The 24199-nt window shown below is 49.1% G+C and carries 14 protein-coding genes; 6 read left to right on the top strand and 8 right to left on the bottom strand.

Annotated features, from left to right (window positions below; all coding sequences use genetic code 11):
* Positions 1-90 precede the first annotated feature (90 nt).
* Together KVT36_RS21755 and KVT36_RS21750 are read left to right on the top strand one after the other, a co-directional pair.
* On the top strand, positions 91-594 hold the full coding sequence (locus KVT36_RS21755; protein WP_217605553.1) for a DUF2480 family protein: 504 nt from the start codon (positions 91-93) through the stop codon (positions 592-594).
* A 33-nt stretch (positions 595-627) separates the two neighbouring features.
* On the top strand, positions 628-1275 hold the full coding sequence (locus tag KVT36_RS21750) for a hypothetical protein (RefSeq protein WP_217605552.1): 648 nt from the start codon (positions 628-630) through the stop codon (positions 1273-1275).
* Here the strand turns inward: KVT36_RS21750 and corA are convergent.
* The gene (gene corA, locus KVT36_RS21745; protein WP_217605551.1) at positions 1272-2366 is read right to left on the bottom strand and encodes a magnesium/cobalt transporter CorA; all 1095 of its coding nucleotides are present in this window, start codon (positions 2364-2366) and stop codon (positions 1272-1274) included. The two genes, KVT36_RS21750 and corA, sit on opposite strands and share 4 nt — an antisense overlap.
* Positions 2367-2531: 165 nt before the next feature.
* Between corA and KVT36_RS21740 the strand changes: the two genes are divergently transcribed.
* From KVT36_RS21740 to KVT36_RS21725, 4 genes are all read left to right on the top strand, one after another.
* Positions 2532-3998, top strand: coding sequence for a hypothetical protein (locus KVT36_RS21740; protein WP_217605550.1), 1467 nt, complete (start codon positions 2532-2534; stop codon positions 3996-3998).
* Positions 3999-4078: 80 nt separating this feature from the next.
* Positions 4079-5902 carry a cytochrome-c peroxidase gene (locus KVT36_RS21735; protein WP_217605549.1) on the top strand — a complete coding sequence of 608 codons (1824 nt, stop codon included), beginning with the start codon at positions 4079-4081 and terminating at the stop codon, positions 5900-5902.
* Positions 5903-6040: 138 nt separating this feature from the next.
* Positions 6041-7660, top strand: a complete 1620-nt coding sequence (locus KVT36_RS21730; protein WP_217605548.1) for an FAD-dependent oxidoreductase — start codon at positions 6041-6043, stop codon at positions 7658-7660.
* A gap of 37 nt (positions 7661-7697) precedes the next feature.
* Complete coding sequence (locus tag KVT36_RS21725; protein WP_217605547.1) at positions 7698-8249, top strand: type 1 glutamine amidotransferase domain-containing protein; 552 nt, start codon at positions 7698-7700, stop codon at positions 8247-8249.
* 157 nt (positions 8250-8406) lie between these two features.
* On the opposite strand, the gene KVT36_RS21720 is transcribed toward KVT36_RS21725, so the two are convergent.
* The 7 genes from KVT36_RS21720 to gltB all read right to left on the bottom strand — a co-directional run bounded on the left by KVT36_RS21720 (position 8407) and on the right by gltB (position 23946).
* Positions 8407-8781: a septal ring lytic transglycosylase RlpA family protein gene (locus KVT36_RS21720; RefSeq protein ID WP_217605546.1), complete on the bottom strand. Its 375-nt coding sequence runs from the start codon at positions 8779-8781 to the stop codon at positions 8407-8409.
* Positions 8782-8831: 50 nt separating this feature from the next.
* Positions 8832-11228 carry a BamA/TamA family outer membrane protein gene (locus KVT36_RS21715; RefSeq protein ID WP_217605545.1) on the bottom strand — a complete coding sequence of 799 codons (2397 nt, stop codon included), beginning with the start codon at positions 11226-11228 and terminating at the stop codon, positions 8832-8834.
* Between the two features lie 7 nt (positions 11229-11235).
* Positions 11236-16305, bottom strand: coding sequence for a translocation/assembly module TamB (locus KVT36_RS33260; protein ID WP_217605544.1), 5070 nt, complete (start codon positions 16303-16305; stop codon positions 11236-11238).
* A 122-nt stretch (positions 16306-16427) separates the two neighbouring features.
* The gene (locus KVT36_RS21705) at positions 16428-17063 is read right to left on the bottom strand and encodes a hypothetical protein (RefSeq protein ID WP_217605543.1); all 636 of its coding nucleotides are present in this window, start codon (positions 17061-17063) and stop codon (positions 16428-16430) included.
* A 93-nt stretch (positions 17064-17156) separates the two neighbouring features.
* Positions 17157-17750: a hypothetical protein gene (locus KVT36_RS21700; protein WP_217605542.1), complete on the bottom strand. Its 594-nt coding sequence runs from the start codon at positions 17748-17750 to the stop codon at positions 17157-17159.
* 135 nt (positions 17751-17885) lie between these two features.
* Complete coding sequence (locus KVT36_RS21695; RefSeq protein WP_217605541.1) at positions 17886-19361, bottom strand: glutamate synthase subunit beta; 1476 nt, start codon at positions 19359-19361, stop codon at positions 17886-17888.
* A 43-nt stretch (positions 19362-19404) separates the two neighbouring features.
* Positions 19405-23946: a glutamate synthase large subunit gene (gltB, locus tag KVT36_RS21690; RefSeq protein WP_217605540.1), complete on the bottom strand. Its 4542-nt coding sequence runs from the start codon at positions 23944-23946 to the stop codon at positions 19405-19407.
* Between the last annotated feature and the right edge of the window lie 253 nt (positions 23947-24199).

The raw sequence follows: 24199 nt of genomic DNA, 5'->3' as shown, positions 1-24199 counted from the left end.
AGATAGTCGGCCAAGCCGACTATCTTCCTACTCGATTTGAAGGGGTTTGGCCGGATATTTCGTAAATTCGTATACGGAAAAAGGATTTATATGGACGAGATTGTTAATAAAGTAGCGCAGAGCGCACTTACTTCACTGGACCTGGAAGATTATTATCCCAAAGAAGAAATAGTAGTATTTGATATAAAGGATCACCTGTTTATGGAAATGATCCTGAAGGAAAAAGATTTCCGTGCTGCTATGCAAAACCTGGACTGGGAGCAATACCGCAATAAAAATGTAGCCATTACCTGTACGGCTGACGCCGTGGTACCCCGCTGGGCCTATATGCTGATAATGACCTACCTGGAACCGGTAGCACATTACGCTGCTTTTGGCGATGCCGGCTTTATTCATAATACCCTGTTCCTGCAAAACCTCAATAAGATAGATGTGAATGAGTTTGCAGATAAACGGGTTGTGATCAAAGGCTGCGGGGATAAAGGCGCCGGTGAAATTGCCTATGTGGAGATCACTCGCCTGCTGCGTCCTGTAGTAAAAAGCATTATGTATGGAGAGCCTTGCTCCACAGTGCCTATCTACAAGAAAAAATAAACTGTAAATATTAAACGTGTACTGTTGCCTGGAATGCATTACATCCAACACCGTTATTTTTTAGTACCTGCTATCATAATTACTATATGGTTGCTGCAGGGTTGTAATGGATGCAATCATACTAAAACACCCCCTCCTGTACGCGACAGTGTAACTGCTGAAACAGAAATTCCCACCCCTAAAGACACACTTAAGAACTGGGCGGAACAGCGCCTGATACAATGGAAAGGCTGGATAGACAGCAGCATGGCCGGCAGCTTTGGAACCGATAGCCTGGAACGTACCACGGTAGATACACTGGGATCAATAGATACTATCTCTATGGAAGTGGCGCGGTTTGAACAGTTCCGGCAATTTTTTGTATATAGCCCCGACAGCAGCCGGGTAATAGATATGGTGAGCTATGGGAATTTCCTGCACCAGGGCACGCATGGTCAAGTAGTGCTGGAATCCGGTGAGCCAGATACAGAGGTGGCTATTGTTAATGTACAAACGAAAAAACGCGAACGCATTTTATTTACCGGCCCTTCTACTATTATTAAACAGGCCGTGTGGGTAAATGATCATACCATACTAATAGCCGGTGGCACGTACAATGAAAATAACCAGCTGCAACCTGCTATCTGGAAGTACGATACCAACACCAAATTGCTGGAGAACTGGGAAAGCGACCGGCTCTAAAACCATCCCCGCTTCTTAAATAAAATGATCATAATTATAAGGATCACCACCATTACCCCAATGGTAGTAGCATAACCGTTGGGCGAGTGCAGCTCCGGCATGTTATCGAAGTTCATACCGTAAATACCGGCTATTACCGTGAGCGGCGCCATGAGCGTGGTTACTACGGCCAGCACTTTCATTACCTCGTTCATTTTCAGGTTCAGCTGCGTGTGGTACTGCTCCTGCAGGTTAAACACCATATCCTTATAGTTATCGGTAAGGTCATTACAATGCACAATGTGGTCAAACACATCTTTATAATATTTCATGGTGCGCTCATCCAGCAAAGGACTTTCACTTTTTAAAAAACCATTTACCAGCTCCCGCACGGGTGAAATAGCACGGCGGAACAGTAACAGCTCCCTGCGCAACAGGTTAATACGGGCCAGGGTGCGGTTGTTGGCTTCATGCTGCACCACATCTTCCATCAGCTCTATTCGTTCACCCAGTTTATCCAGCACCGTAAAATAACTATCTACAATAACATCCAGCAAAGTGTAACATAAATAATCCGCGAAAGCCAGCCGGATACGGGAGCCATTGATATGCAGCTTTTCGCGGATGGGATCAAAAACATCGCGGTGGGAATCTTCCTGGAAAGAGAGCACAAAATTTTTCCCCAGCACAATGCTCACCTGCTCCTGTTCTATGGTACAGCTAAGCTTATTAAAATAGATCATGGGCAGCACGCAAAATAAGTGATCACCCATTTCATCCATCTTGGCGCGCTGGCCTACATTCAGGATATCTTCTTCTAAAAGGTAATGAATACCAAAGCCGGTGCAAATAGTATGGATCTCTTCTTTGCGGATACCGTCAATATTGATCCAGCTGGTTTCCGGTGTTGCTGCATAATGTAACAGGTCCTTCACATCCTGCAGCTTCACTTCTTCACAATGATTATCTTTAAAATCAAACACCGTGATCTTTACCTCTGCTACGGGCTTGCGGTCTGCAATACCGGTAGCAGGATTGTAGTTCATGATGCGCTGCTTTTTTCCCTTAAAAGGATTTAACGCATCCGGAATGGGCAATATACGTTTAGCCATAACAGTTAGTTAATTCAGTCCTGCAAAAATACAGGGGTGAAAGAGGAAACTTTCACCGGTCATACCTTGTTCGTACTACTTTTTCAAAATTCAAATTAAGATAAAATAATGGTAACCCTGGCATAACATAGCCCCCTTATCTTCAGTTTAAATTGGTCAAATCTCATGTCAACTATCAACCTTGGAAAAACCTTGCCCCTGCTGGGCCTTACTGCCAGCGTACTGTTTCTTTCATGCGGCAAAGACAACGACGGAGGAACTGAAAACCCTCCCAACAACACCATTGAATGGAAAAACCATTCTGTTACACCGGCTTTTATCAAAAAACTCTCCGGTTTTGAAAGCCTGGAAGTGTATTCCCTGATCAGCAGTGATGATACCCTGCCGCAAAGCCCTAATTATGTATTTGGCGGCTCTGCCGATGGCTCCGGTATACTGAAGCAGGGGGATAACTATATAATGCTGGTGAACCAGGAAGATAACTATTCTGTATCCCGCATTACACTGGACAAAACCTTTAAACCTGTAAAAGGCGAGTACGTGTTAAACTCCGATGGCGGCCAGTGGCGTTTATGTTCTGCCACCCTGGCTACACCGGAAATACATGGTTTTGGCCCGCTGTACCTAACCTGCGGGGAAAGTAATGTTGAGGGCAATGTGCATGGACTGGATCCGCTGGCAGCTGCCGGCAACCCCGCCACCGGGCATGAGCTGAAAGCCCTTGGTTTCAGAAGCGCGGAAAATGCAGTGCCCCTGCCTAAAGGTACCTATGCAGGTAAAACCGTGATCGTAATTGGGGAAGATGCGGAAGATGCTTCCGGCGGCCAGGTGTTCCTGTATATGAGCAACACAGTAGGCGACCTGCAAAAAGGCAGCCAGTTTATGCTGCGCCGGGTAGATGGTAACCAGCGCGAAACAGATATGAAAACCGGTTCCACCTACGATGTGGAATTTGTAAGATATGACAGCACCCTTACCGGCGCGCAGGTAGCCCTGCTTACGGACCCGCTGAAGGTTATTAAGTTTGGCCGCGTGGAAGATGTGGATTACCGTAAAGGCAGTGATGCCAATGGCCGCGAAATATATTTCACCGTAACCGGCCAGGATATAAGCGGGGTAAATGCAGATGGCGCCCGTACCAAATGGGGCCGTGTGTACCGCCTGGTGCTGAATGCAAACGACCCCTTAAAAGGTAAGCTGGAAGTAATACTGGATGGGGATGATGATAATGGCCCGGCCAATAAGTTCCAGAACCCTGACAACGTATGTGTTACAGAAAATTATGTGTACGTACAGGAAGATTCCAATGGTTATGGTACAGAAGACCATGATGCATATGTGTACCAGTACACCATTGCCAGCAAACAGCTGAAACCCGTGTTTGAGCTGGACCACCACCGTACTGCCCCGGATGCAGCGAGGTATGGCAGCGCTACGTCCAAGTTCGGTAGCTGGGAATACGGATCGCTGGTAGATATTTCCAGTGTAATTGGTGTGGATAATGCCTTTACGCTGTGTATACAACCGCACACCTGGCATGGCGCCCGTTATAAAGGTGCAGATGGCGGTGCCAAACGCGTAAATGAAGATCAGGGTAGTGAGATAGTAGTGATCAAAGGACTACCACGATAATGAAATAACAGTACTGAAGCGTGAAAGGTGAATAACACATTCGCTTTTCACGTTTCAGTTTTCCATACTAAACCTGCAACATGCGTATAGGCGTTATAGTGATAGCTGTTACACTGCTGGCCATACTGGCTTACAGCATTACAGACCTGAAGGCAGATAGTGCTGCACCTTTGGCTACCAGCCGCTGGTACCAGTTTCAGGCAAATGAGCTGGAGCAGAAGGTAGCTGCATTATGTACGGCTATTGAACAACGCCAGCCAACGCAAAAATTACAGCAGGCTTTTTTTGCAGCCAGGCTGGCATACAAACCCCTGGAGCTGCTCACCACTTATTATATGCCCTATACTGACCGGTTTATTAACGGTCCTAATTTGCAGGAAGTAGAAGCGGATGAAAAAGATGTGACCGTACAACCGGAAGGTTTCCAGGTGCTGGAAGCCTTATTATTCCCCACCTTACAAACCACAGATACGGCAGCGCTGCGGCAGGAAGCACAACGCCTGCGGGCTAACCTGCAGCGGGTGCGCATGCGGGCAGCCAGCCAGGATTTTACGGATGCGCAGCTGTTTGATGCTATGCGGCAGGAAGTATTGCGTATATCCTCCCTGGGCCTGAGTGGTTTTGACTCACCGGAAGCGCAATACAGCTTGCCGGAAGCCGCAGCTGCCTTACATGGTGTGGAAACCATCTGGCATTTTTATGCTACGCGTGTACAGCTTATTAACACAGGGCTGGCTAACCATACACAGGAATTATTTACCAACGCCAGGCAAACCTTACAAACGCATACTGACTTTAATACGCTGGACCGTTTGCACCTGATCAGCAACTACCTGGATCCGCTGATGGTAAATTTAAAGCTGGTACGTGAAGCATTGAACATACCCTATACACAGCTGCCTCACTTTTTAGACCCTGCTGCTTCCCATACATTTGCCAAAGACGCTTTTGATGTTACCTTTTATGCACCTGACCAGGCGCAGGTTATTACAGATGATCAAATAACCCTGGGTAAACAATTGTTCTATGACCGCGTGCTTTCCTATAACGGGCAACGTTCCTGCGCTACCTGTCATGATCCGCACAAAGCATTTTCCGACGGCCTGAAAACCCCTGCTGCCCTGGACGGAGAAGCACCGGTAATACGCAACACCCCCACTATTTTAAATGCAGCATTACAACCCGGTTTGTTCTACGACCAGCGTGTAGCTTACCTGGAAGACCAGGTAAATACCGTGGTGCATAACCGTGCAGAAATGCATGGCGACTTAAAAACCGCAGCCCTGAAACTGCAGCAGCAAAGCGGCTATCAGCAGCTATTTAAAAAAGCGTTTGATGTACAGCCGTCGCAGATCAATCCCCGGAATATTCAGCGCGCTATAGCGAGCTACATACGTTCGCTTATAAAGCTGAACAGCGCTTTTGATGAGTATATGCGTGGCGATACCACCCGGCTGACTGTGGCAGCAAAAAGAGGATTTAATATTTTCATGGGCAAGGCAAAATGCGGTACCTGCCATTTTATGCCGCTGTTTAACGGTGTAGCGCCGCCGGATTTTGCAAAAGCAGAAGCTGAAATCATAGGGGTACCTGCTATAAAAGATAAACCGGTAATAGATACGGATAATGGCAAATATAATGTGCACCATATAACCTTATACCGCTATGCGTTTAAAACTCCTACCCTGCGCAATGTAGCCTTTACAGCCCCTTACATGCATAACGGCGTATTTAATACGCTGGAAGAAGTGATCACTTTTTATAACAACGGCGGTGGCGCCGGCATGGGGATGCAGCTGCAGGGACAAACGCTGCCCACAGACTCACTGCACCTGAACCAGCAGGAGCAACAGGATGTGATTGCCTTTATGCAATCTTTAACTGATACTGCTGCCATTCAATAATTTCCCGCATAACGTAGTAATGTATACACACTGTTTTATGCCAATAATGGGCGCTAATCTCCTGCAATAAAGCGCATTGTACGGTAGCCACTACTGGAACCGTTTTTGTTGTAGCTACTTACACCTAAATGCGGGATTATGGAGCAAGCGCAGCAAAATGAGCATAAGGGGATTGAAAGCAGCATCACCTCCGGCATACACAGCAGTTACTGGCTGGATTCTTTGCAGGCCCTGCAATATGAGCCCCTGCAGGAGAATCTGGAAACAGATGTAGTAATTATTGGCGGTGGTATGGCAGGTGTAAGCATTGCCTACCGCTTAACCATGCTGGGCAAAAAAGTGGTATTGGTAGAGGACGGCGCCATAGGCAGCGGGGAAAGCGGACGTACCACCGCGCACCTGGTGGCAGCACTGGATGACCGGTATTACCACCTGGAAAAAATATTTGGAAAAGAAGGCATCCGCCATATAGCAGAAAGCCACCGCGCTGCAATTGATACCATAGAAAAGATTATACAAACAGAAGGTATTATATGTGATTTTGAAAGAGTGACCGGTTACTTATTCCTGCACCCTTCTGATAAAGCAGATTCACTGGAAAAAGAATATAACGCTACCCGGGAAGCCGGTCTGGACGTGGCTTTGCTGGATGCTGTACCCGGCCTGCCACAGGTGGGTCCCGGCCTTGCATTTGCCAACCAGGCACAATTTCATCCTTTAAAATATTTACATGGTTTGTGTAGTGCTATTACTGCAAATGGCGGAAAAATATTTACCTCCACCAAAGCGGAATCCATAGACCATACCGGTATTGTTACGGACCAGGGTATGCGGGTGCATGCCGGTTTTGTGGTAGTGGCCACCAACTCACCGGTAAATGATAAATATGCCATTCACTTAAAACAGTTTGCTTACCGTACGTATGTAATTGGCGGGCTGGTAGCAAAAGACAGTATTCCACATGCATTGTGGTGGGATACCGGCGATTACCATGCCAATGCTTCTATACCACCCTACCACTATGTACGCATACAGGCTTATGATGAAAACCATGACCTGCTGATATGTGGTGGTGAAGACCATGCCACGGGCCTGGCTTTTGCGGAACCTATTACGGACGAGGAACGGTACCGGCACCTGGAAACCTGGGTGCGGGGAAAATTTGCGATAGAAGAAATTATTTACCGCTGGTCCGGCCAGGTAATGGAACCCATGGATTCACTGGCTTACATAGGCCGTAACCCCGGGGATAAAGACAATGTATTTATTGTTACCGGCGATTCCGGTAACGGCCTTACGCATGCTACCATAGCGGCCTTGCTGATACCGGACCTGATACTGGGGCAGGTAAATCCCTGGAAAAAGATCTATGATCCGCAACGGTTCAAATATTTCCGTTCCGGTAAAACCTGGATAAAGGAATTTGCCGGCGGCTTATTCCGCTACATGAAAGAATACCCGTATGATGCGGATGTGGTGGAGCTTTCCTCCATTCAGCAGGGTGAAGGAAAGATAGTAGAGCTGGGAAAAAATAAATACGGGATCTACCGCGATGAAGAGGACGACCTGCACATTGTATCTGCAGCCTGTACACACTTAAGCTGTATTATACAATGGAATGGTGATGAGAAAAGCTGGGACTGCCCCTGCCATGGCAGCCGGTTCACCTACAAAGGAAAAGTAATTAACGGGCCTGCCAACCAGGACCTGTTCTATTACCGGGAAAAGGCGCCGGCCTCACACCCTGCAGATAAATGAGAAAACAATTTTTGTTAACAACTATAAAACGGATCTTATGGAAAAGCAACTCAGCAACAAGAAGGTAGCTATACTGGTAGCAGATGGGTTTGAAGAATCTGAATTTACAAAACCATTAGAGGCACTGAAAGATGCCGATGCACAGGTAGATGTAATATCATTACACGGCGGTAAGGTAAAAGCCTGGGCTGAAAAAGACTGGGGTGGCGAGTATGATGTGGATAAAACTGTGGACCAGGCCAACTCAAAAGATTATGATGCCCTGGTATTACCCGGTGGTGTATTAAACCCGGATCAATTGAGGGTAAATGCAGATGCAGTAGCTTTTGTAGGCGGCTTCTTTGACGACAGCAAACCCATTGCCGCCATTTGCCATGGCCCCTGGACCTTAATTGAAACCGGTGAGCTGGCCGGCCGTACTGTAACTTCTTATCCCAGTATTAAAACAGACTTAATTAATGCTGGTGCGCAGTGGGAAGATAAAGAAGTGGTGGTGGATAATGGTTTGGTAACCAGCCGCAGCCCGAAGGATCTGCCTGCCTTTTGTAAAAAGATGGTGGAGGAGATTGCGGAAGGCATTCATGCTTAATTACGAATTGTCAATTACGAATTACAACTTGGGCAAGCCCTTTAATGCTAAAAGCAAAACGCTGTATGCATAATGCTTCATGGAGGTAATTTTTATACCTGTATAAGCTAGGCATACGGCGTTCTTGTTAAAATCAATTCGTAATTGTATCTGCGTACTATCTTTTCTTTTTGTACTTAATATCCACCGGTGCTACGCCGGTTTCAACGATTCCCAGCTTACGGGCGGCTTTTTTAGAGAGGTCTATGATACGGCCTTGTGCAAAGGGACCGCGGTCGTTGATCTTTACTTTTACGGAGCGGCCGTTGGCCAGGTTTATAACTTTTACTTTGGTACCAAATGGTAAGGTACGGTGTGCGCCCGTCATGGCGCTTTGGTGAAAAGTTTCACCACTGGCTGTTTTGCGGCCCTCAAACTTATCTGCGTAATAGGAGGCCTTTCCGCTTTCCGTGATCTGCCGGGCGCAGGAGCACAGCAGGAACAGGCAAAGGGCCAGTAAGGTATAGTAATGTATGTACCGGGATATGAGCATGCAAAAGGTTGTTTTACAAATATAGTCCTTTTTTCATGTGTTTTCCAGCGTCAGAATGGGTAGCCAATAGCTATGTTCAGGATCAGGTTATCCTTACGCCAATCCGGATCGCCAAAGCGGACATCTTTTAACACCCATCGTTCATTTTCCGGCAGCCAGGGCTTGCGCAGGGGAAAGGCAAGGTCCAGGCGCACCACTATAATAGAGGCATCTATGCGCAAACCCACACCTGCATCCACTGCAATATCTTTTAGGAAATGCCCGCTGAATTGCCCGCCTATCCTGTTGGTATCACTTTTTTGCAGCCAGATATTACCGGCATCTACAAACAGCGCCCCATTGATCACGCTTATTAGATGTATACGTAACTCGGAGTTAAACTCAAGCTTAATATCGCCTGCTTCATTGGCCAGGTAACGGCTGCTGGTATCGCGGTAAGTACCCGGGCCTAATGTTCTGGCGCGGAAACCGCGTAAACTGCTGCTACCGCCGGTAAAGAATTGTTTTACAAAGGGCAGGGTCCTGGAATTGCCATAGGGCAGGCCGTAACCGGCAAAAAAGCGGTTCACCCACAGGTTGTTCTTGCTTAGCTGCCAGTAGTGCCGTACATCGCCATTTAGCCTTACATATTGCGCAAAGCGACTGCCGAACAGGGTTCTGCCACTATCGCCTTTAGGCACTATTAAACCGGCTGCATTACCAGATATATCTATGTTACCGTTCAGGTAAAAACTATGAATGCGGTTAGGCTCCTGGTTGTTATAGGTAATGTTATAATTAGCACCCAGTATGAACTGTTTTTCTATGGCCCTGCGCTGCACAGGGTCTACCTTTAAGATACTATCATAACCCGGGGTAGTGCTGGTAGGCAGCACGTAGGTAATGGAAACGGGCGCCCAGTTATGTTCCAGGAAACGTGTTTGCCGCCAGAGATACTGCCACTGGAACGTATACGCGTTCAGGTTATACAGGTTTTGCCGGCTGAACAGCTCATAGCTGAGGCTAATACGCGTACGCGGTACATAAGGTGTGCGGATGTTTAACAATCTTCTTACAGGGGAAATAAAACGCGGCACCGTTAAGGCTACCTCACCCTTCAGGCTATACGAATTGGCGCTTACCAGCTGCCCGCCGGTTTGCCATTCCATACCACCGGATACAGATACTTCCAGCAGGTTGGCGGCCCGCCTCCAGTTGCGGTTGCGCTGTGTTACCTTTACTTCAGAACCCACAAAGTTGTTGGATTTGGAGGTGCCGCGCAGCTCTGCCTGCAGGGAGTACTGCGGATAAGGCGTAAGGTAAAAAGTAGCATCCAGCCGGCCGGTATCAGACAATAACCGGGTTCTGTAACTGCTATCCCTTCTGTTAATGCTGAAGTTATTCCTGTTGCTGCTGCTATCTCTTCTTATGGTAGTATCCCTCCTGTTATTAACACTGCTGTCCCGGTCGCGCACCGTGCGGAACTGGCCTTTTACAAACTTAAAATTGCCCAGGCCAATAAGCCGCTGCAGGGTAATATCATGGTTGCTTAAACGGTACAGGCTATCCGGTTTCAGGAACACGGAGCGGCGGAATATAAGAGGTCTGAACTTTTTTTCCGGATCTACTACGCCAAAGTTGCGGTATAATGTTACCTCTCCCCGGTGAATACGGTTTGAGGTATCCTGGTCCAGCGAGTAGTTAGGGAACAGGGTGATCTTACGCATGTAGTACGGCTTGCGTGCCAGTGGCGAAATATCTTTTTTTACCGTAACAAACATATTCACTGTACCATCGTTCAGTGTGCTGTCTACTTCTACCAGCAAATGATCGGCAGTGAAGTAGTAATAACCCTGCTCTTTTAAGCGGTTGTGTAAACGTTCCCTTTCGGCCTTCACACTATCCAGGCTATAGTTTTTGCCAACCACCAGCGAGGAATGGTCTGTAGACGCAGCAATAGTACGGCCCAGCTGCGAGCTGTCTGTTTCGTAGGTAACACTTTTAATAATATAGCGCAGATTGGGTGTGGCGGTATACACACCGCTGGCTTTTTTCTTACCCTTATATTTTATGTCGGATACTACATCGGCCTGAAAGAAACCATTGTCCACCAGGTATTGCTGCAATACGTTGGAGGTATAATCCCTTTTGGCGGAGCTTAACAGTACCGGCGGCTCGCCCCACTTATTACGCAGCAGGTAATTAAGCCCTTTGCCTTTAGGCTCATTACCCAGGTTGTAGAGCCAGAGGCGAACGGGCATACCCAGGAATTTGCGGTTAGGTTTTGGGCGTGCGCTGCTTTCCAGGTTTTCTGTCAGTGTTGCATAATCGCCGGGCTTTTTACCATCCCACTTAATACTGCTGCCGGTATACAGCCGGTCGCCTTCGGGAACAGTACGTGTAGTGCTGCAGGCGCAGATACAGAGGCCGGCTATTAACAGAACGATATGTGAATAGTTAGTTCGCAATATTCAATTATTTCTTGGTAGGTTTCTTTTGATTGTTCTGGCGGATCTTTTCCTGCTGTTTTTCCTTTTTGGAGCGGCCAAAGATCTCGCGGAATTTGTCATAATCTATTACCAGCATAAATGCGGCCCCGGTTTCCACCACCTGCCCTTCCACCACGGTTTCGTTGGTATTACGCTGGTAAATGCGTATGCGGTAACGCCCGTCACGGGTAAGCTTATAGTCCACAGAAATATCACCAACCAGGTTGCTGGTATTACTGGTGGCGGCATCCCCTTCCAGCAGCACATTGGAACCAACGGAAACGGTTAAACGATCATTGAACAGGGCTTTGGATACACCTACATTCAACGTAGTATTTTCTTTGGCGGAGCCGGTGGAATAGTCTTCATTCTGCTGCAGGTCAAAATTAATATCCACTCCTTTAATGAGGTTGCCGGCCAGGTTGTTCATTTGCTGGGACAGGATCTTACTTACACTTTTACGCGCTTCCCGGCCAACATCCACTCCTTCACTTTCTGTAGCGCCGGGATCATCCGGTATAAATGAGTTCAGCACCAGCAGGCCCATTACCTGTTTATTCAGCTCAGATTCTATCTGGTTAATTTGTTTTAACCGGTTATATACGGTGCCGCTGAAAGCATTACGTTCTGCCTCCGGCATATCCAGCATAAATGAAATTTGCGGTTTCAGCAGGTCGCCTTTAATGTACATGTACACTTCAAAAGGCAGGCGCTGGCGGTAGCGGTTACGGGAGCTGGCATCCATGTTGGAAAGCTGGTCGGATACCAGGTCAGCCGCCGGCGCATTTACCGTGTATTTGGCAGTAATGTCCAGCGTAGCATCCATTGCATCGCCATTAAAAGTGATAGCGCTTCCTTTTTCAATGGCAAAGGAGCGTTTGATCACCTCGTATAAAGACATCTGGTATTTACCTTCCTGGATCTCATACCGGCCGGTTAAACTCAGCTTGCTGCTGGCATCCAGCGTGGCATTGAGGTTGGTGCTGCCTTTGGCCTCCACATAATCACCATTCTGCGGATCAATAATTATTTTGATGGTAGATTCCGGTGTGATCTCCGCATTACCACTGAAGTTTATACCCTGCAGGCGCGGATTCTCAAACCGTACGCTGTCCTGCGCTTTAATAAGTGCTGAATCCACCGGCGCATCTTTATCCACAAATACCATTACACCTTCCCTGTTGGCCACGCCGGGGTTAGCTTCCGGAATGGTAACCGTTACCTTGGATTTATCGCGCAGCTTTACGTAAGCATCAATACGCGGCAGGTCCATGTTGCCCCGTATTTTAATACGGCTGTCTATAAATGCAGGGCCATAGAATAATTGATCGGGGTTCTGCTGTTTGCCGAGCACCATAAAGTTATCCGCATTCACATCCAGGTTAAAGCGGTAGTTGGTAAAATCAGTGCTGTTTACCCGGCCATTCACGATCAGCTCATTACCCAGGCTATCTGCAATCACAAACTTGTTAAAGGCAATACCCTTTTCATCCAGCACAATTTCCTCATCCGGTAAGGTGAGTGGTGCGCCTACATAGGTTATGGTACCACCGGCATCGTTAAAATGAATGTGGCCCAATACCTTTGGCTTATCGGTAGTACCGGTAATATTAAACTGCCCGTTGGCGCTGCCATGCATACGCGTAACATTGCCAAAGGTGAAAGGCTCTATGACGGCTACATTCAGGCGGTTAATATCCACTTTGGCATTAATGGCCGTATCATAGGTGGCCTGTACCTGCAGGTCGTTATCATTACCAACCAGGCCCGCATTAATGGCGTAACTATTGGGCGCGGGGGTTTTAAGATCTGCATTCAATGTACCCAGGCGTGTATTCCTGAACGTTAGACTGTCAATTTTCAGTGTGCTGGCTACTAAAGGCGTGTTACTAAGGTTGCTGACGGTGGCCTGGCCATTCAGCACACCGGTTGCCAGCACGGTATCTGCTGCCAGCAGGCCGGTAATAGTGGCCAGCTGAAAATTCTTAATATCCGCCTGCAGCGCTGGTAAGCGGCTGTTGCTGCTATCCGGCCGGGTTTGTAATTGAATGAATTGTTCCCGGTAGGAGAGTTTCAGGTTGGCGGTATCCGGCATGCCGTTATGCAGGCGTACCAGGTTACTGTCAGCCACTGTCCACTGTTGTTTGTTCAGCAGCAGATCGCGGTCCAGGGAAAGTGCAATTACGCTATCCGGTAAAAATTGTACCAGGCCGCCTACTTTGTATTTAGGCTTGCGGGCCGGATCATCCACATTCAGGTTCCAGTGCAGCTTACCTATGTTGGCGTTGACCAGCAGCTCCGTATGGTTTAGCGGGGCTATTGGGTGGCGCAGCGCAGCCAGGGAAACGGCTGCATTCATTGCTGTATCCTGTATGCGGGCATCTACCAGCAGGCTATCTATATGCAGGGAATCGTACGTTAATTTTGGTAAGGTGGCCTTCATTACCAGCAGGCTGCTGTCTGAATTTAAGCGGCCCCAGATATTTATAGGCTGGTTCATGCGCAGGCCGGGCGCCATGGCCTGCAGGCTGCGCGGCCAGTTTAATGCGGCCGTCCATTGCAGCAGCTGGCCGGGAGGCAGGGTTACAATGCGCGAGCTATCCAGCGGTTGTAAGGGTTTGCTGATAATGCCGCTGAATGCAGCGCCTACCTTTGTATAATCCACCATACCATTGGCTTTTATAAAACCAAAAGGCCCTTGCAGGGTCAGGAATTGCTGGTCCTGGTATTCTGCTATTAATGCTACGGTATCAATTGGGAATACCTGCCCATTAGTAGCTATTTGCCAGCCGGTGAGGTTAGCATTACCTATAATGCGGGTGGGTGTAAGGCTGCTGAAGTCTGCTGTAAGATTGCCTTTCAGCTGCATGGGATCTGCATAAAAATGCATAGCATACAGATCGGCCTTAGTGAGCTGCAGGTTAGCCTGCAGGTTTTGCAGCAGGGTATCCTGTATGCGGCCTGCTACGTCAAATACCATGTTCAGGGAAGAATCTTCACTCTGGCCGGAGGCATTAAAATCTCCTCCACGGATGCCCGCTTTCATGTTAATATCCTGGTACGTATAACCGTTATAGGTAGCACTGCTTAATGCCAGCGCGGCATTGGCGGCCATGGTATTTATTTCATAACCCTTGCCTTCTGCTTCCAGGCGCCCATTGATCCAGCCCAGGGTAGTATCATACAACATACGGCCGGGGTTCACATGAAAATACGGCACGTTCACGGAATAGCTGGCGCGCAGGCTATCCATAATATTTACCAGGTGAGCGGTCAGGTTTGCGCTAGCCAGGTCGCTTTTCAGCTGCAGCTCCGTTTGCAGATTGGCCATACCGCCCTGGAAGGAGCCGGTAATAAGCATTTGTTCCGGCAGGCGGATGGAGTCCGGCATGGTGCCGGGTGGCAGCCAGGCCCGCAGCGGTTTGTTGCCGCTTTGCAGCAACAGCTCCGGCAGGTTAGCGCGGATGCTGTCTGTGTTTTGTGAATAAAAGATCTCACCCTTAACCTGTACCAGGTTACCGACATTATCACGAATGTAGAGCTGCGGAATTTCCAGGCGGGACATGCTGCCTCTCATAACAGCATGTATCAACAGCTGCTTACCCCATAATGGCTGCATGTACTTACTATGCGCGTCCGGCACAAAGGGCATGAACTCATTCAGCACAATACGGGTAGAGTCCAGGTTGGCGCGCAGCTGCAGCTGATCCAGGTGATCGGCCACCGTGGTCCAGGAAGGCACGGTAACGACTATTTGTTTCCGCAGTATGGACTGGTTGGTTTCCAGCAGCAGGTCATTGAGGGCCAGCACCTGCGGGGTAAACAAAAAGTTCATGTGCGCCCGCCTTACAGCCAGGCCGGATGACTGCTCCCGCATGCTTAGCTGCTGCAGCACGGCGCTTACGGTATCTGCATTATAATTAATATCCTTTACGTGGGTAGTAAAATCCCGGATGAACAGGTGGTTATAGTCCGGGTTGCCTGCGCCTGCACCGCGGGGGGCCGGTCCGGTATTATTATCATATTTAACCGTCAGCTGCTCAAACAAAGCCTGGCCGGTATTTACCCGCCAGGTGTTGGGCGCGCTGCTGTCTGATACCGGTGCGCTGGTATCTTTAGGCATAAACATGGTTACAATGCCCCTGGTGCTGCGCAGGTCAATATTTTCTATTTGTACGTGGGTAGAGTCCTGGTCAATATTAGCGTTGGTGATCTGGAAGCGGCCTACTTTCCATGCGGTGGAAATCCCTATGTCCTCACTCTCATACCAGAAAGTGCTGTTGCTTAGCTGTAATTTTTTCAGCAGCAGGTGAAAAGGCGCTGTGGCAGTATCTGCATCCGGAGGCGGCGGAGCTGCGGCTGCAGTGGCTTTCAGGCGGTAGGACTGGCGGAAGAAACCCGTTAACCCATCCAGCGTAATACCGCGGAAGGCATATACACCATCATTCACCAGCAGATCATCCGGGTCTATTTGCAGGGTTTTCCAGCGCAGTACCGCGTGCATACCGCCCAGGTCATCCACATAACTTAACCGCACCTGCCGCATAGCCACATCTTTAATGCGGAACTGCATGGTGGTGCCGGTTTCCGGCGCCAGCGTATCCGGTGTAGTATCCGGGCTGGTAAAGGCATTTACTATAAACTGGTAATTATATGTAGTGTCTGCGCCATGCCGGTACACATTTATCAACACGGTATCCCATTCCAGCTTGTTGATGCGCAGCTCATTATTGAGCAGGGATAGCAGGTTATAATGCACTTTCAGGGAGCCGGAGTATAAAAGGGCCTGCTGCATAGTATCTGCCACATATACATTGCGCAGCTCAAGATATTGCCAGCCGCGGGCGCGCAGGTACCCGATCTTTACTTTTGTATGCAGCTTGCTTTGCAGGTATAACTCCCCCTGCCGGCGCAGGTAATCCTGCACGGGTGTGAGTTGAAGCAATAATACAGCCATCACAGGCAATAACAATATGGCAATGATGATCCATAAAAGCCAGCGCCACCAGGGGCGACCGCGATGATGTTTGTCCTCGGGAGTTTCAGCTACTGTCACTATGAAAAATTACTCGGTAATTTACTGAAAATAAATGCTTTGGTAAATGTATGGTGCTGCTTGTAGAGGTAGCAAAATTTATACCTACCCAAAATGTGGAGGATGGCAGGGGCTATTATAATTTACAGCACCGGGGTATTACGCTCATTAAACCAGCGGATATAGTACTCCATGCGGTCCCGCTTTTTTGCATCAGTAATAAAAGTATCCAGTAAGGTCTGATCCTGTGGGAGGATATATTTCCTGAGATTGTAGAGGGTTAGGTCATATATCTGTCCGGTAAGGATGTTGATCACTTTTTTCTTTACACTGGGTGGCGGTGCAGCATTAAATGTTACGGAGGCGGGATTAGCCACCGGCGTGGCTGTTATGGCGTGGATCTCGTATAAACAGTAATAGCCAATTTCCTCCAGCTTGTTCAGCCCATTGTCCCGGATGTACACATTGGTGCCGTCAGAAAATCCCCAGCAATCTTTTACCTTATGTTCCTGGCCGGTGCTATCTACCACATGCAGCTCATTACGGTTGGCCAGCAGATAGATCTGCGCGGCGGAGCTGCGGTTTTTTACCACTATGTTCCCGCTTTCGGAGGGCGCGTTCTGCTGAAATTCTTTGAAGGTTCTGTAAATACCGCGTTTGGGATGGGTGCTGCTGAAAATAAAATCATCGCCTGAGGGAATGCCGGCAGTATCCTGTGCGTGGATACAGGAAAGGCTTATGAACAGACTGTATACTAATAGAAACGCCCGGCGGCACATGTTGTAAAATTAGCTACTAAGCGGCAGGCTGTTCCTGTAAATAGCTTAACCGCCTATTTGTGCCTGCTGATGAACGGTTTATGCCGTTAAAGCTTACTGAGCGGCAGCTGCTATTTCGGGCAGCAGCTTGTTCTCTTTCAGCTCTGCTATTATTTTTTTACTGATAACGGGGTAAATGCTGCGGGGATATTCCGGGATGTTGGTAGTGAGGCGGCCGCCCCATACTAATTTATCCTGCACCTCTGTGAGCTCAAAAGAATAGGCTGCCCGCAGCAGGGAGGTGCTGCTGGCATAAGGCATGCTATTGGGGGTAGAGCTGGTTGTTGTTGATCTTGTATAACCGATGGCTGCCATTGGGCGAATGTGTAGAAGTGCATCCGATGGGTTGGCGTCCATTACTCTTTTCAGATTATTTTCTATGCTTACCCTTTCCGGGTTGCCCAGGAACTCATAATGGTAAGAAAGTTTGGCTTTTTCCAGGCCGGGCTTCATGGCCCATACAATGTTCTCGATGTAGGTGCGGCTAAGAAGCGAGCCTTCTGCTACGATCAGCAGGTTCTTATATTTTTTTTGCTGGCGGTTGGGCTGATAGGTTTCCATCCGGATCTTACTATTGGACCTTTGGCTTACAGTACAGGAAGCGGTACATACTATTAATAGGGTTATGGCCGGTATAAGTCGGATCATAGGGATAGTATAATATCATAAAAATACTACTTCTCCGGCAAGGTTGGTAAAAAGAAAGGGCCGGGTAAAAACCCAGCCCGGCTGAAGGTTACAACAAAATCTAAACCTGCTTATGAGAAAACTTTATATAAGTTATCAAATAGCCATTGCTTGTAAGGAATGATCCTTGCTTTCCAGCTGGGAGGTACCCATCAGGAACTCATCTACTTTACGCGCGCACTCCCGGCCTTCACTGATAGCCCATACCACCAAAGATTGTCCGCGGCGCATGTCGCCGGCAGTAAATACTTTGGGAACAGAGGTCTGGTACGCTTTTTCAGTAGCCTTTACATTGCCGCGTTCATCTTTTTCCACACCCAGATCATCCAGCATACCGGTGTGCTGCGGATTGGTGAAACCCATAGCCAGCAGCGCCAGCTCACAGGGAAGTTCCCTTTCAGAGCCCGGTACTTCTTTAAATCCACCCGGACGGCCGTCTGTACCTGTGGACCATTGAATGTCCACCAGCTTCAGGCCTTTCAGGTTTCCGTTCTCATCGCCCACAAATTCTTTGGTTGCGATGGCCCAGTGGCGGTTAGCGCCTTCTTCGTGAGAAGAAGATGTTTTCAGCACCATGGGATAGGTAGGCCAGGGCATGTACGGTGTACGCTCACCCGGCGGTTTGGGCAGCAGCTCCAGCTGGGCAATGCTTACTGCACCATGGCGGTTGGAGGTGCCTACACAGTCAGAGCCGGTATCGCCCCCGCCAATCACTACCACATTCTTTCCGGTAGCCCAAATGTCTTCCGCACCTACAGGGCGGCTGCTTACCCTTTTGTTCTGCTGTTTCAGGAAATCCATGGCAAAGTGCACCCCATTCAGCTCACGGCCGGGGATAGCCAGGTCGCGGGGAATGGTGGAACCACCTGCCAGCACAATGGCATTGTATTCCCGCAGCAGATCGCTCACACTAACGTTAACGCCTACATTGGCATTACAGCGGAACTCTACGCCTTCTTCTTCCATTAGCTTGATACGGCGATCGATGATCCATTTTTCCAGCTTGAAATCCGGGATGCCGTAGCGTAATAATCCGCCCGGGGCATCATCCCTTTCAAACACGGTTACCTGGTGGCCGGCATAATTGAGCTGTGCGGCAGCAGCCAGGCCGGCGGGGCCGGAACCTATTACGGCTACTTTTTTACCGGTGCGTACACGCGGTATTTTGGCCAGCACCAGCCCTTTATCAAAAGCAATTTCTATAATGTGCTTTTCTATTTCCTCAATAGCTACCGGCGGCTGGTTAATACCCAGTACACATGCACTTTCGCAAGGCGCGGGGCATATACGGCCGGTAAATTCGGGGAAGTTATTGGTGCTGGAAAGAATGTCATATGCTTCTTTCCAGTCTTTATGATATACTGCATCATTAAACTCCGGGATCACGTTACCCAGCGGGCAGCCGCTGTGGCAAAAGGGTACGCCGCAGTTCATACAACGCGCGGCCTGGTTATTCAGCTTAGGCTCGCTGTAGCGTTCTACAAACTCATTATAATGCTGCGTTCTTTGCTTCGGGTCTGTTTTGCCCGGCAGCTCGCGTGTGAATTCCAGGAATCCTGTTGGTTTACCCATCTCTCTGATTCTTTAATTGTTAAGTAACAAGGCGTTTTTACGATCAGGATTTTTTCACCTGCTGGCTTTCTTCCGGTGCAGACGTTGCAATCTTCAACACCGCCTTGTATTCTTTCGGGAACACCTTTACAAAATGGCGTAACTGATTTTCCCAGTCTTTTAATATGAACTTGGCTACGGTACTGTTCGTGTAGGCGTGGTGTTTGGTGACCAGGTCGTGCAGCTTGCTCACATCTTCCTGTTCCAGCGGATCCAGGTCGATCATGTCTTTATTACACCTGCCTGCAAACGTGCCTTTTACATCATACACATAAGCAATACCACCGCTCATGCCTGCGCCAAAGTTGCGGCCTGTTTCGCCCAGTATTACAGCGCGGCCGCCGGTCATGTATTCACAACCGTGATCGCCGGTACCTTCTACTACTACGGTAGCGCCGGAGTTACGTACGCAAAAACGTTCGCCTGCCTTACCGCGGATGTAGGCCTCACCAGAGGTAGCGCCATACAAGGCTACGTTACCGGCAATAATATTTTCCTCTGCTTTAAAACCTGCTTCTGCGTGCGGGTATACAATGATTTTGGCGCCGGACAATCCTTTACCAAAATAGTCATTGGCTTCGCCTTCCAGCTCCAGCGTTACGCCGCGTGTGTTAAAGGCGCCAAAGCTTTGCCCTGCAGAGCCCTGGAATTTAAAGTGAATGGTATCTTCCGGTAATCCTTCGCCCTTATAACGTTTGGATATTTCGTTGCTTAAGATAGTACCAATGGTACGGTCTGTATTTTTTACACTGAACTGCTGGAACACGCGTGTTTTCTTGTCCAGCGCAGGCTGTGCGGCTTTCAGCAGCTGCCAGTCCAGCACTTCGCTGATACCGTGGTCCTGCTCTTCCTGTTTGTATAACCCTACTTCCGGAGCTGAAGGCTCGCGGTACAGGATGGATGAGAGGTCCAGTGTTTTATACTTCCAGTGATCCACTCCTTCACGCACCTGCAGGGATTCTACCTGGCCCACCATTTCATTGATGGTACGGAAGCCCAGGTCGGCCATGATCTCGCGTAGCTCTTCAACCAGGAATTTAAACAGGTTCACTACGTGATCTGCATTACCGGAAAAGCGTTTGCGCAGCTCAGGATCCTGTGTGGCTACCCCTACCGGGCAGGTATTCACATGGCACTTACGCATCATGATGCAACCTTCTACTACCAGGGCAGCAGTGGCTACGCCCCATTCCTCAGCCCCCAGCAAAGTAGCAATGGCAATATCGCGGCCGGTCTTCAGCTGGCCATCGGATTGTACCACTACGCGGCTGCGGAGCTTATTACGCACCAGGGTCTGATGTGTTTCTGCCAGGCCCAGCTCCCAGGGTAAACCGGCGTGTTTGATAGAGCTTATCGGGGAGGCGCCGGTACCGCCATCATGACCGGAGATCAGCACTACATCCGCATGGGCTTTGGCCACACCGGCTGCAATGGTACCTACACCGGCTTTAGATACCAGCTTAACGCTGATACGTGCGGCGCGGTTAGCATTCTTCAGGTCAAAGATCAGCTGTGCTAGATCCTCAATAGAATAAATATCATGGTGTGGTGGCGGGGAAATGAGGCCTACACCCGGGGTGGAGTGCCGCACTTTTGCAATCCAGTCATCCACCTTATGGCCGGGCAGCTGGCCACCCTCACCGGGTTTGGCGCCCTGTGCCATTTTGATCTGCAGCTCATCTGCATTGGTAAGGTAGTAGCTGGTAACCCCAAAGCGGGCGCTGGCTACCTGTTTAATGGCAGAACGCATGCTGTCGCCATTGGGCAGCTGCTCATAACGCAGCTCATCCTCACCACCTTCACCGGTATTGCTTTTAGCGCCAATCCGGTTCATGGCAATTGCCAGGGTGGAGTGGGCCTCGTGCGAGATAGAGCCAAAGCTCATAGCGCCGGTAGCAAAACGTTTCAGGATAATCTCCGCTGCTTCCACTTCCTCAATGGGAACGGAGGGGCGGGTGCGTTTGAAAGCAAACATGCTGCGTAATGTGCAGGCTTTTTCGCTCTGCTCATTTACTGCTTTGGAATATTTTTTAAACAGGCTGTAATCGCCCTGGCGGGTAGAATATTGCAGCAGGTGTATGGTAGTGGGGTTAAAGAGGTGGAACTCACCTTTCCGTTTCCACTGGTATACACCGCCTACGGTTAAACGCTGTACGGGTGTTTCCTTACGGCCAAAACCCATCCAGTGTTTTGCCAGCGTTTCGCGGGCTATTTCATCCAGGCCCATGCCCTGTATACGGGATACGGCGCCGGCAAAATATTTATCTACTACCTGTTGATTAATACCCAGTATTTCAAAGATCTGCGCACCCTGGTAAGACTGCAGGGTAGAGATACCCATTTTAGAGAACACTTTCAGCAGGCCTTCGCATACTGCCTTGATGTAGTTCTTCTTCAGCTTATCCACATCGTACTCTGTTTCCAGCTTGCCACTCAGCTTCATATCGCGGATGGTGCTGAGCGCCAGGTAAGGGTTAATGGCAGTAGCGCCAAAACCTAACAGGGCGGCAAAGTGGTGTACTTCCCATACATCTCCGGCTTCTACAATCAGCCCTACCTGGCCACGGTAACCCTTGCGGATGAGGTGGTGGTGTACGGCGGATGCTGCCAGCAAAGACGGAATGGGCGCGTGCTCAGAATCAATAGAACGGTCAGAGAGGATCACCACCTCAAAACCATCTTCCACGGCATCTACCGCGTAGCGGCATAAACGGGCCAGGCCTTTTTCCAAAGAGCCGGGCTTACCATCAGCCTTAAAATATGTTTGTAAGGTTTTAGCCTGGAAAATACCGGTATCAATACTGCGGATCTTTTCCAGCTCATGATTATTCAGGATCGGGTGGCGCAGGGCCAGGCCATGGCAGTGCAGCGGATCTTCATCCAGCAGGTTGCCGTTGTTACCTACAAAGGTAGCCAGCGACATTACCAGCCTTTCCCGGATAGGATCAATGGGCGGGTTGGTTACCTGTGCAAACAGCTGTTTAAAGTAGCTGCTCAGGTGCTGGGGCTGATCGCTCAGCACGGCCAGCGGCACATCCGTACCCATAGAGCCAATGGGCTCTTTACCGTCCAGGGCCATGGGCGCAATGATCTGGTCCAGGTCCTCGGTGGTGTAACCAAATGCGCGCTGGTATTTGAAGATCTGGTCGTGCTCCAGGTGCGTAAAGGCTATGCGCGGCTCCGGCAGCTCTTCCAGGCGGATCTTGTATTTATTCAGCCACTCGGCATAAGGCTGCTGGGTGCAAATGGTTTGCTTCAGCTCCTCATCGCCAATAATGCGGCCCTCGTCCATATTTACTATGAACATTTTGCCGGGCTGCAGGCGGCCTTTTTCTTTAATATTCTTAGGATCTATTGGCAGTACCCCGGCTTCTGAAGCCATGATCACGCGGTCGTCCTTGGTTACTACAAAACGGCTGGGGCGCAGACCGTTACGGTCCAGCGTGGCGCCAATGATCTTACCATCTGTAAAGGAGATGGAAGCAGGGCCGTCCCAGGGTTCCATTAAAGAAGCGTGGTATTCATAGAATGCTTTCTTGGCCGGATCCATATCATCATTACCATCCCAGGCTTCCGGTATCAGCATCATCATTACATGCGGCAGTGAGCGGCCTGTCATGGTGAGCAGCTCTATTACATTATCCAGGCTGGCGGAGTCTGACTGGCCTTCTTCTACAATAGGCAGCAGCATGTCCAGCTCTTCTTTGGAAAAATGCCTGGTTACAAAATCCCGCTCGCCTGCACGCAGCCAGTTGAGGTTCCCTTTCAGCGTATTGATCTCACCATTATGCGCAATGTAGCGGTAAGGGTGGGCCAGGCGCCAGCTGGGGAAGGTGTTGGTGGCAAAACGGGAGTGGATCAGCGCAAAGGCGGATACCATTTTCTCATCACTCAGGTCAGGATAATAATGGCGTACCTGGTAAGTGGTGAGCTGTCCTTTATATACAATGGTTTTGTAAGAAAGGGATGAGATATAGAACAGCGCCTTTTCTTTTGGCACCGTATTACGTACGGTTTTGGAAATATAGTTACGCAGTACGAAGAGTTTGCGTTCAAACGTTTCTGCGTCTGCAATATGATAAGGGCAGGCAATAAATACCTGCTCAATTTCCGGTTCTACGGAAAGGGCGCTTTCACCAATGCCATCGGGGCGTACCGGCACTTTGCGGTAACCCAGTATATCCAGTCCAAGCTTCTCTGCCGCCCGTTCAAAGATCTCGCGGCACTCTTCGCGCCAGCGGGGTTCTTTGGGGAAAAAGATCTGTCCTACGCCATATTTGCCGAATTCCGGCAGCGCAATCCCGATCTTCAGGCACTCGTCATAAAAAAATTCATGCGGCATCTGGATCAGGATACCGGCGCCGTCGCCGGTAGTGCGCTCACAACCGCAGGCACCACGGTGTTCCATGTTTTCCAGCATCGTCAGGGCATCCCGCACAATCTGGTGAGACTTACGGCCTTTAATGTGGGCCGTAAAACCAGTTCCGCAGGCGTCATGTTCAAATTCCGGACGATACAGGCCTTCCTGTTTTCTCACTTCAAGCATTCGTTTAAATTTTTGTATCAGGTACACTACACCTTTTAAGCTGTTGCTGGCCGGGAGAAGTACCATTATTATTTCGGGAACGGTTTAAAGATACTAAAAGAACGCAGTATTTTTTACATAAACATTTGTTTATACCCAAAAATTTAGAAAAAATTAAAATTAAACGGAAATAAGTTGAATTTAATGAAAAAACAGGCTACACAAAAGTGCTAGTTGAGCCAGAGGAGAAGGGTAATATTCCATTAGGGGCAGG

The organism is Chitinophaga sp. GbtcB8 (genome assembly GCF_019091455.1).
Classification (GTDB): Bacteria; Bacteroidota; Bacteroidia; order Chitinophagales; family Chitinophagaceae; genus Chitinophaga.
The sequence above is the reverse complement of the archived record's forward strand: the minus strand, read 5'-3'. Positions and strand labels throughout refer to the sequence as shown.

What these genes read in the sequence shown, in the direction of transcription:
- KVT36_RS21755 (WP_217605553.1), top strand. Translation starts at nt 91, where the DNA reads ATGGACGAGATTGTTAATAAAGTAGCGCAGAGCGCACTTACTTCACTG.
- KVT36_RS21750 (WP_217605552.1), top strand. Translation starts at nt 628, where the DNA reads ATGCATTACATCCAACACCGTTATTTTTTAGTACCTGCTATCATAATT.
- corA (WP_217605551.1), bottom strand. Translation starts at nt 2,366, where the DNA reads ATGGCTAAACGTATATTGCCCATTCCGGATGCGTTAAATCCTTTTAAG.
- KVT36_RS21740 (WP_217605550.1), top strand. Translation starts at nt 2,532, where the DNA reads ATGTCAACTATCAACCTTGGAAAAACCTTGCCCCTGCTGGGCCTTACT.
- KVT36_RS21735 (WP_217605549.1), top strand. Translation starts at nt 4,079, where the DNA reads ATGCGTATAGGCGTTATAGTGATAGCTGTTACACTGCTGGCCATACTG.
- KVT36_RS21730 (WP_217605548.1), top strand. Translation starts at nt 6,041, where the DNA reads ATGGAGCAAGCGCAGCAAAATGAGCATAAGGGGATTGAAAGCAGCATC.
- KVT36_RS21725 (WP_217605547.1), top strand. Translation starts at nt 7,698, where the DNA reads ATGGAAAAGCAACTCAGCAACAAGAAGGTAGCTATACTGGTAGCAGAT.
- KVT36_RS21720 (WP_217605546.1), bottom strand. Translation starts at nt 8,781, where the DNA reads ATGCTCATATCCCGGTACATACATTACTATACCTTACTGGCCCTTTGC.
- KVT36_RS21705 (WP_217605543.1), bottom strand. Translation starts at nt 17,063, where the DNA reads ATGTGCCGCCGGGCGTTTCTATTAGTATACAGTCTGTTCATAAGCCTT.
- KVT36_RS21700 (WP_217605542.1), bottom strand. Translation starts at nt 17,750, where the DNA reads ATGATCCGACTTATACCGGCCATAACCCTATTAATAGTATGTACCGCT.
- KVT36_RS21695 (WP_217605541.1), bottom strand. Translation starts at nt 19,361, where the DNA reads ATGGGTAAACCAACAGGATTCCTGGAATTCACACGCGAGCTGCCGGGC.
- gltB (WP_217605540.1), bottom strand. Translation starts at nt 23,946, where the DNA reads ATGCTTGAAGTGAGAAAACAGGAAGGCCTGTATCGTCCGGAATTTGAA.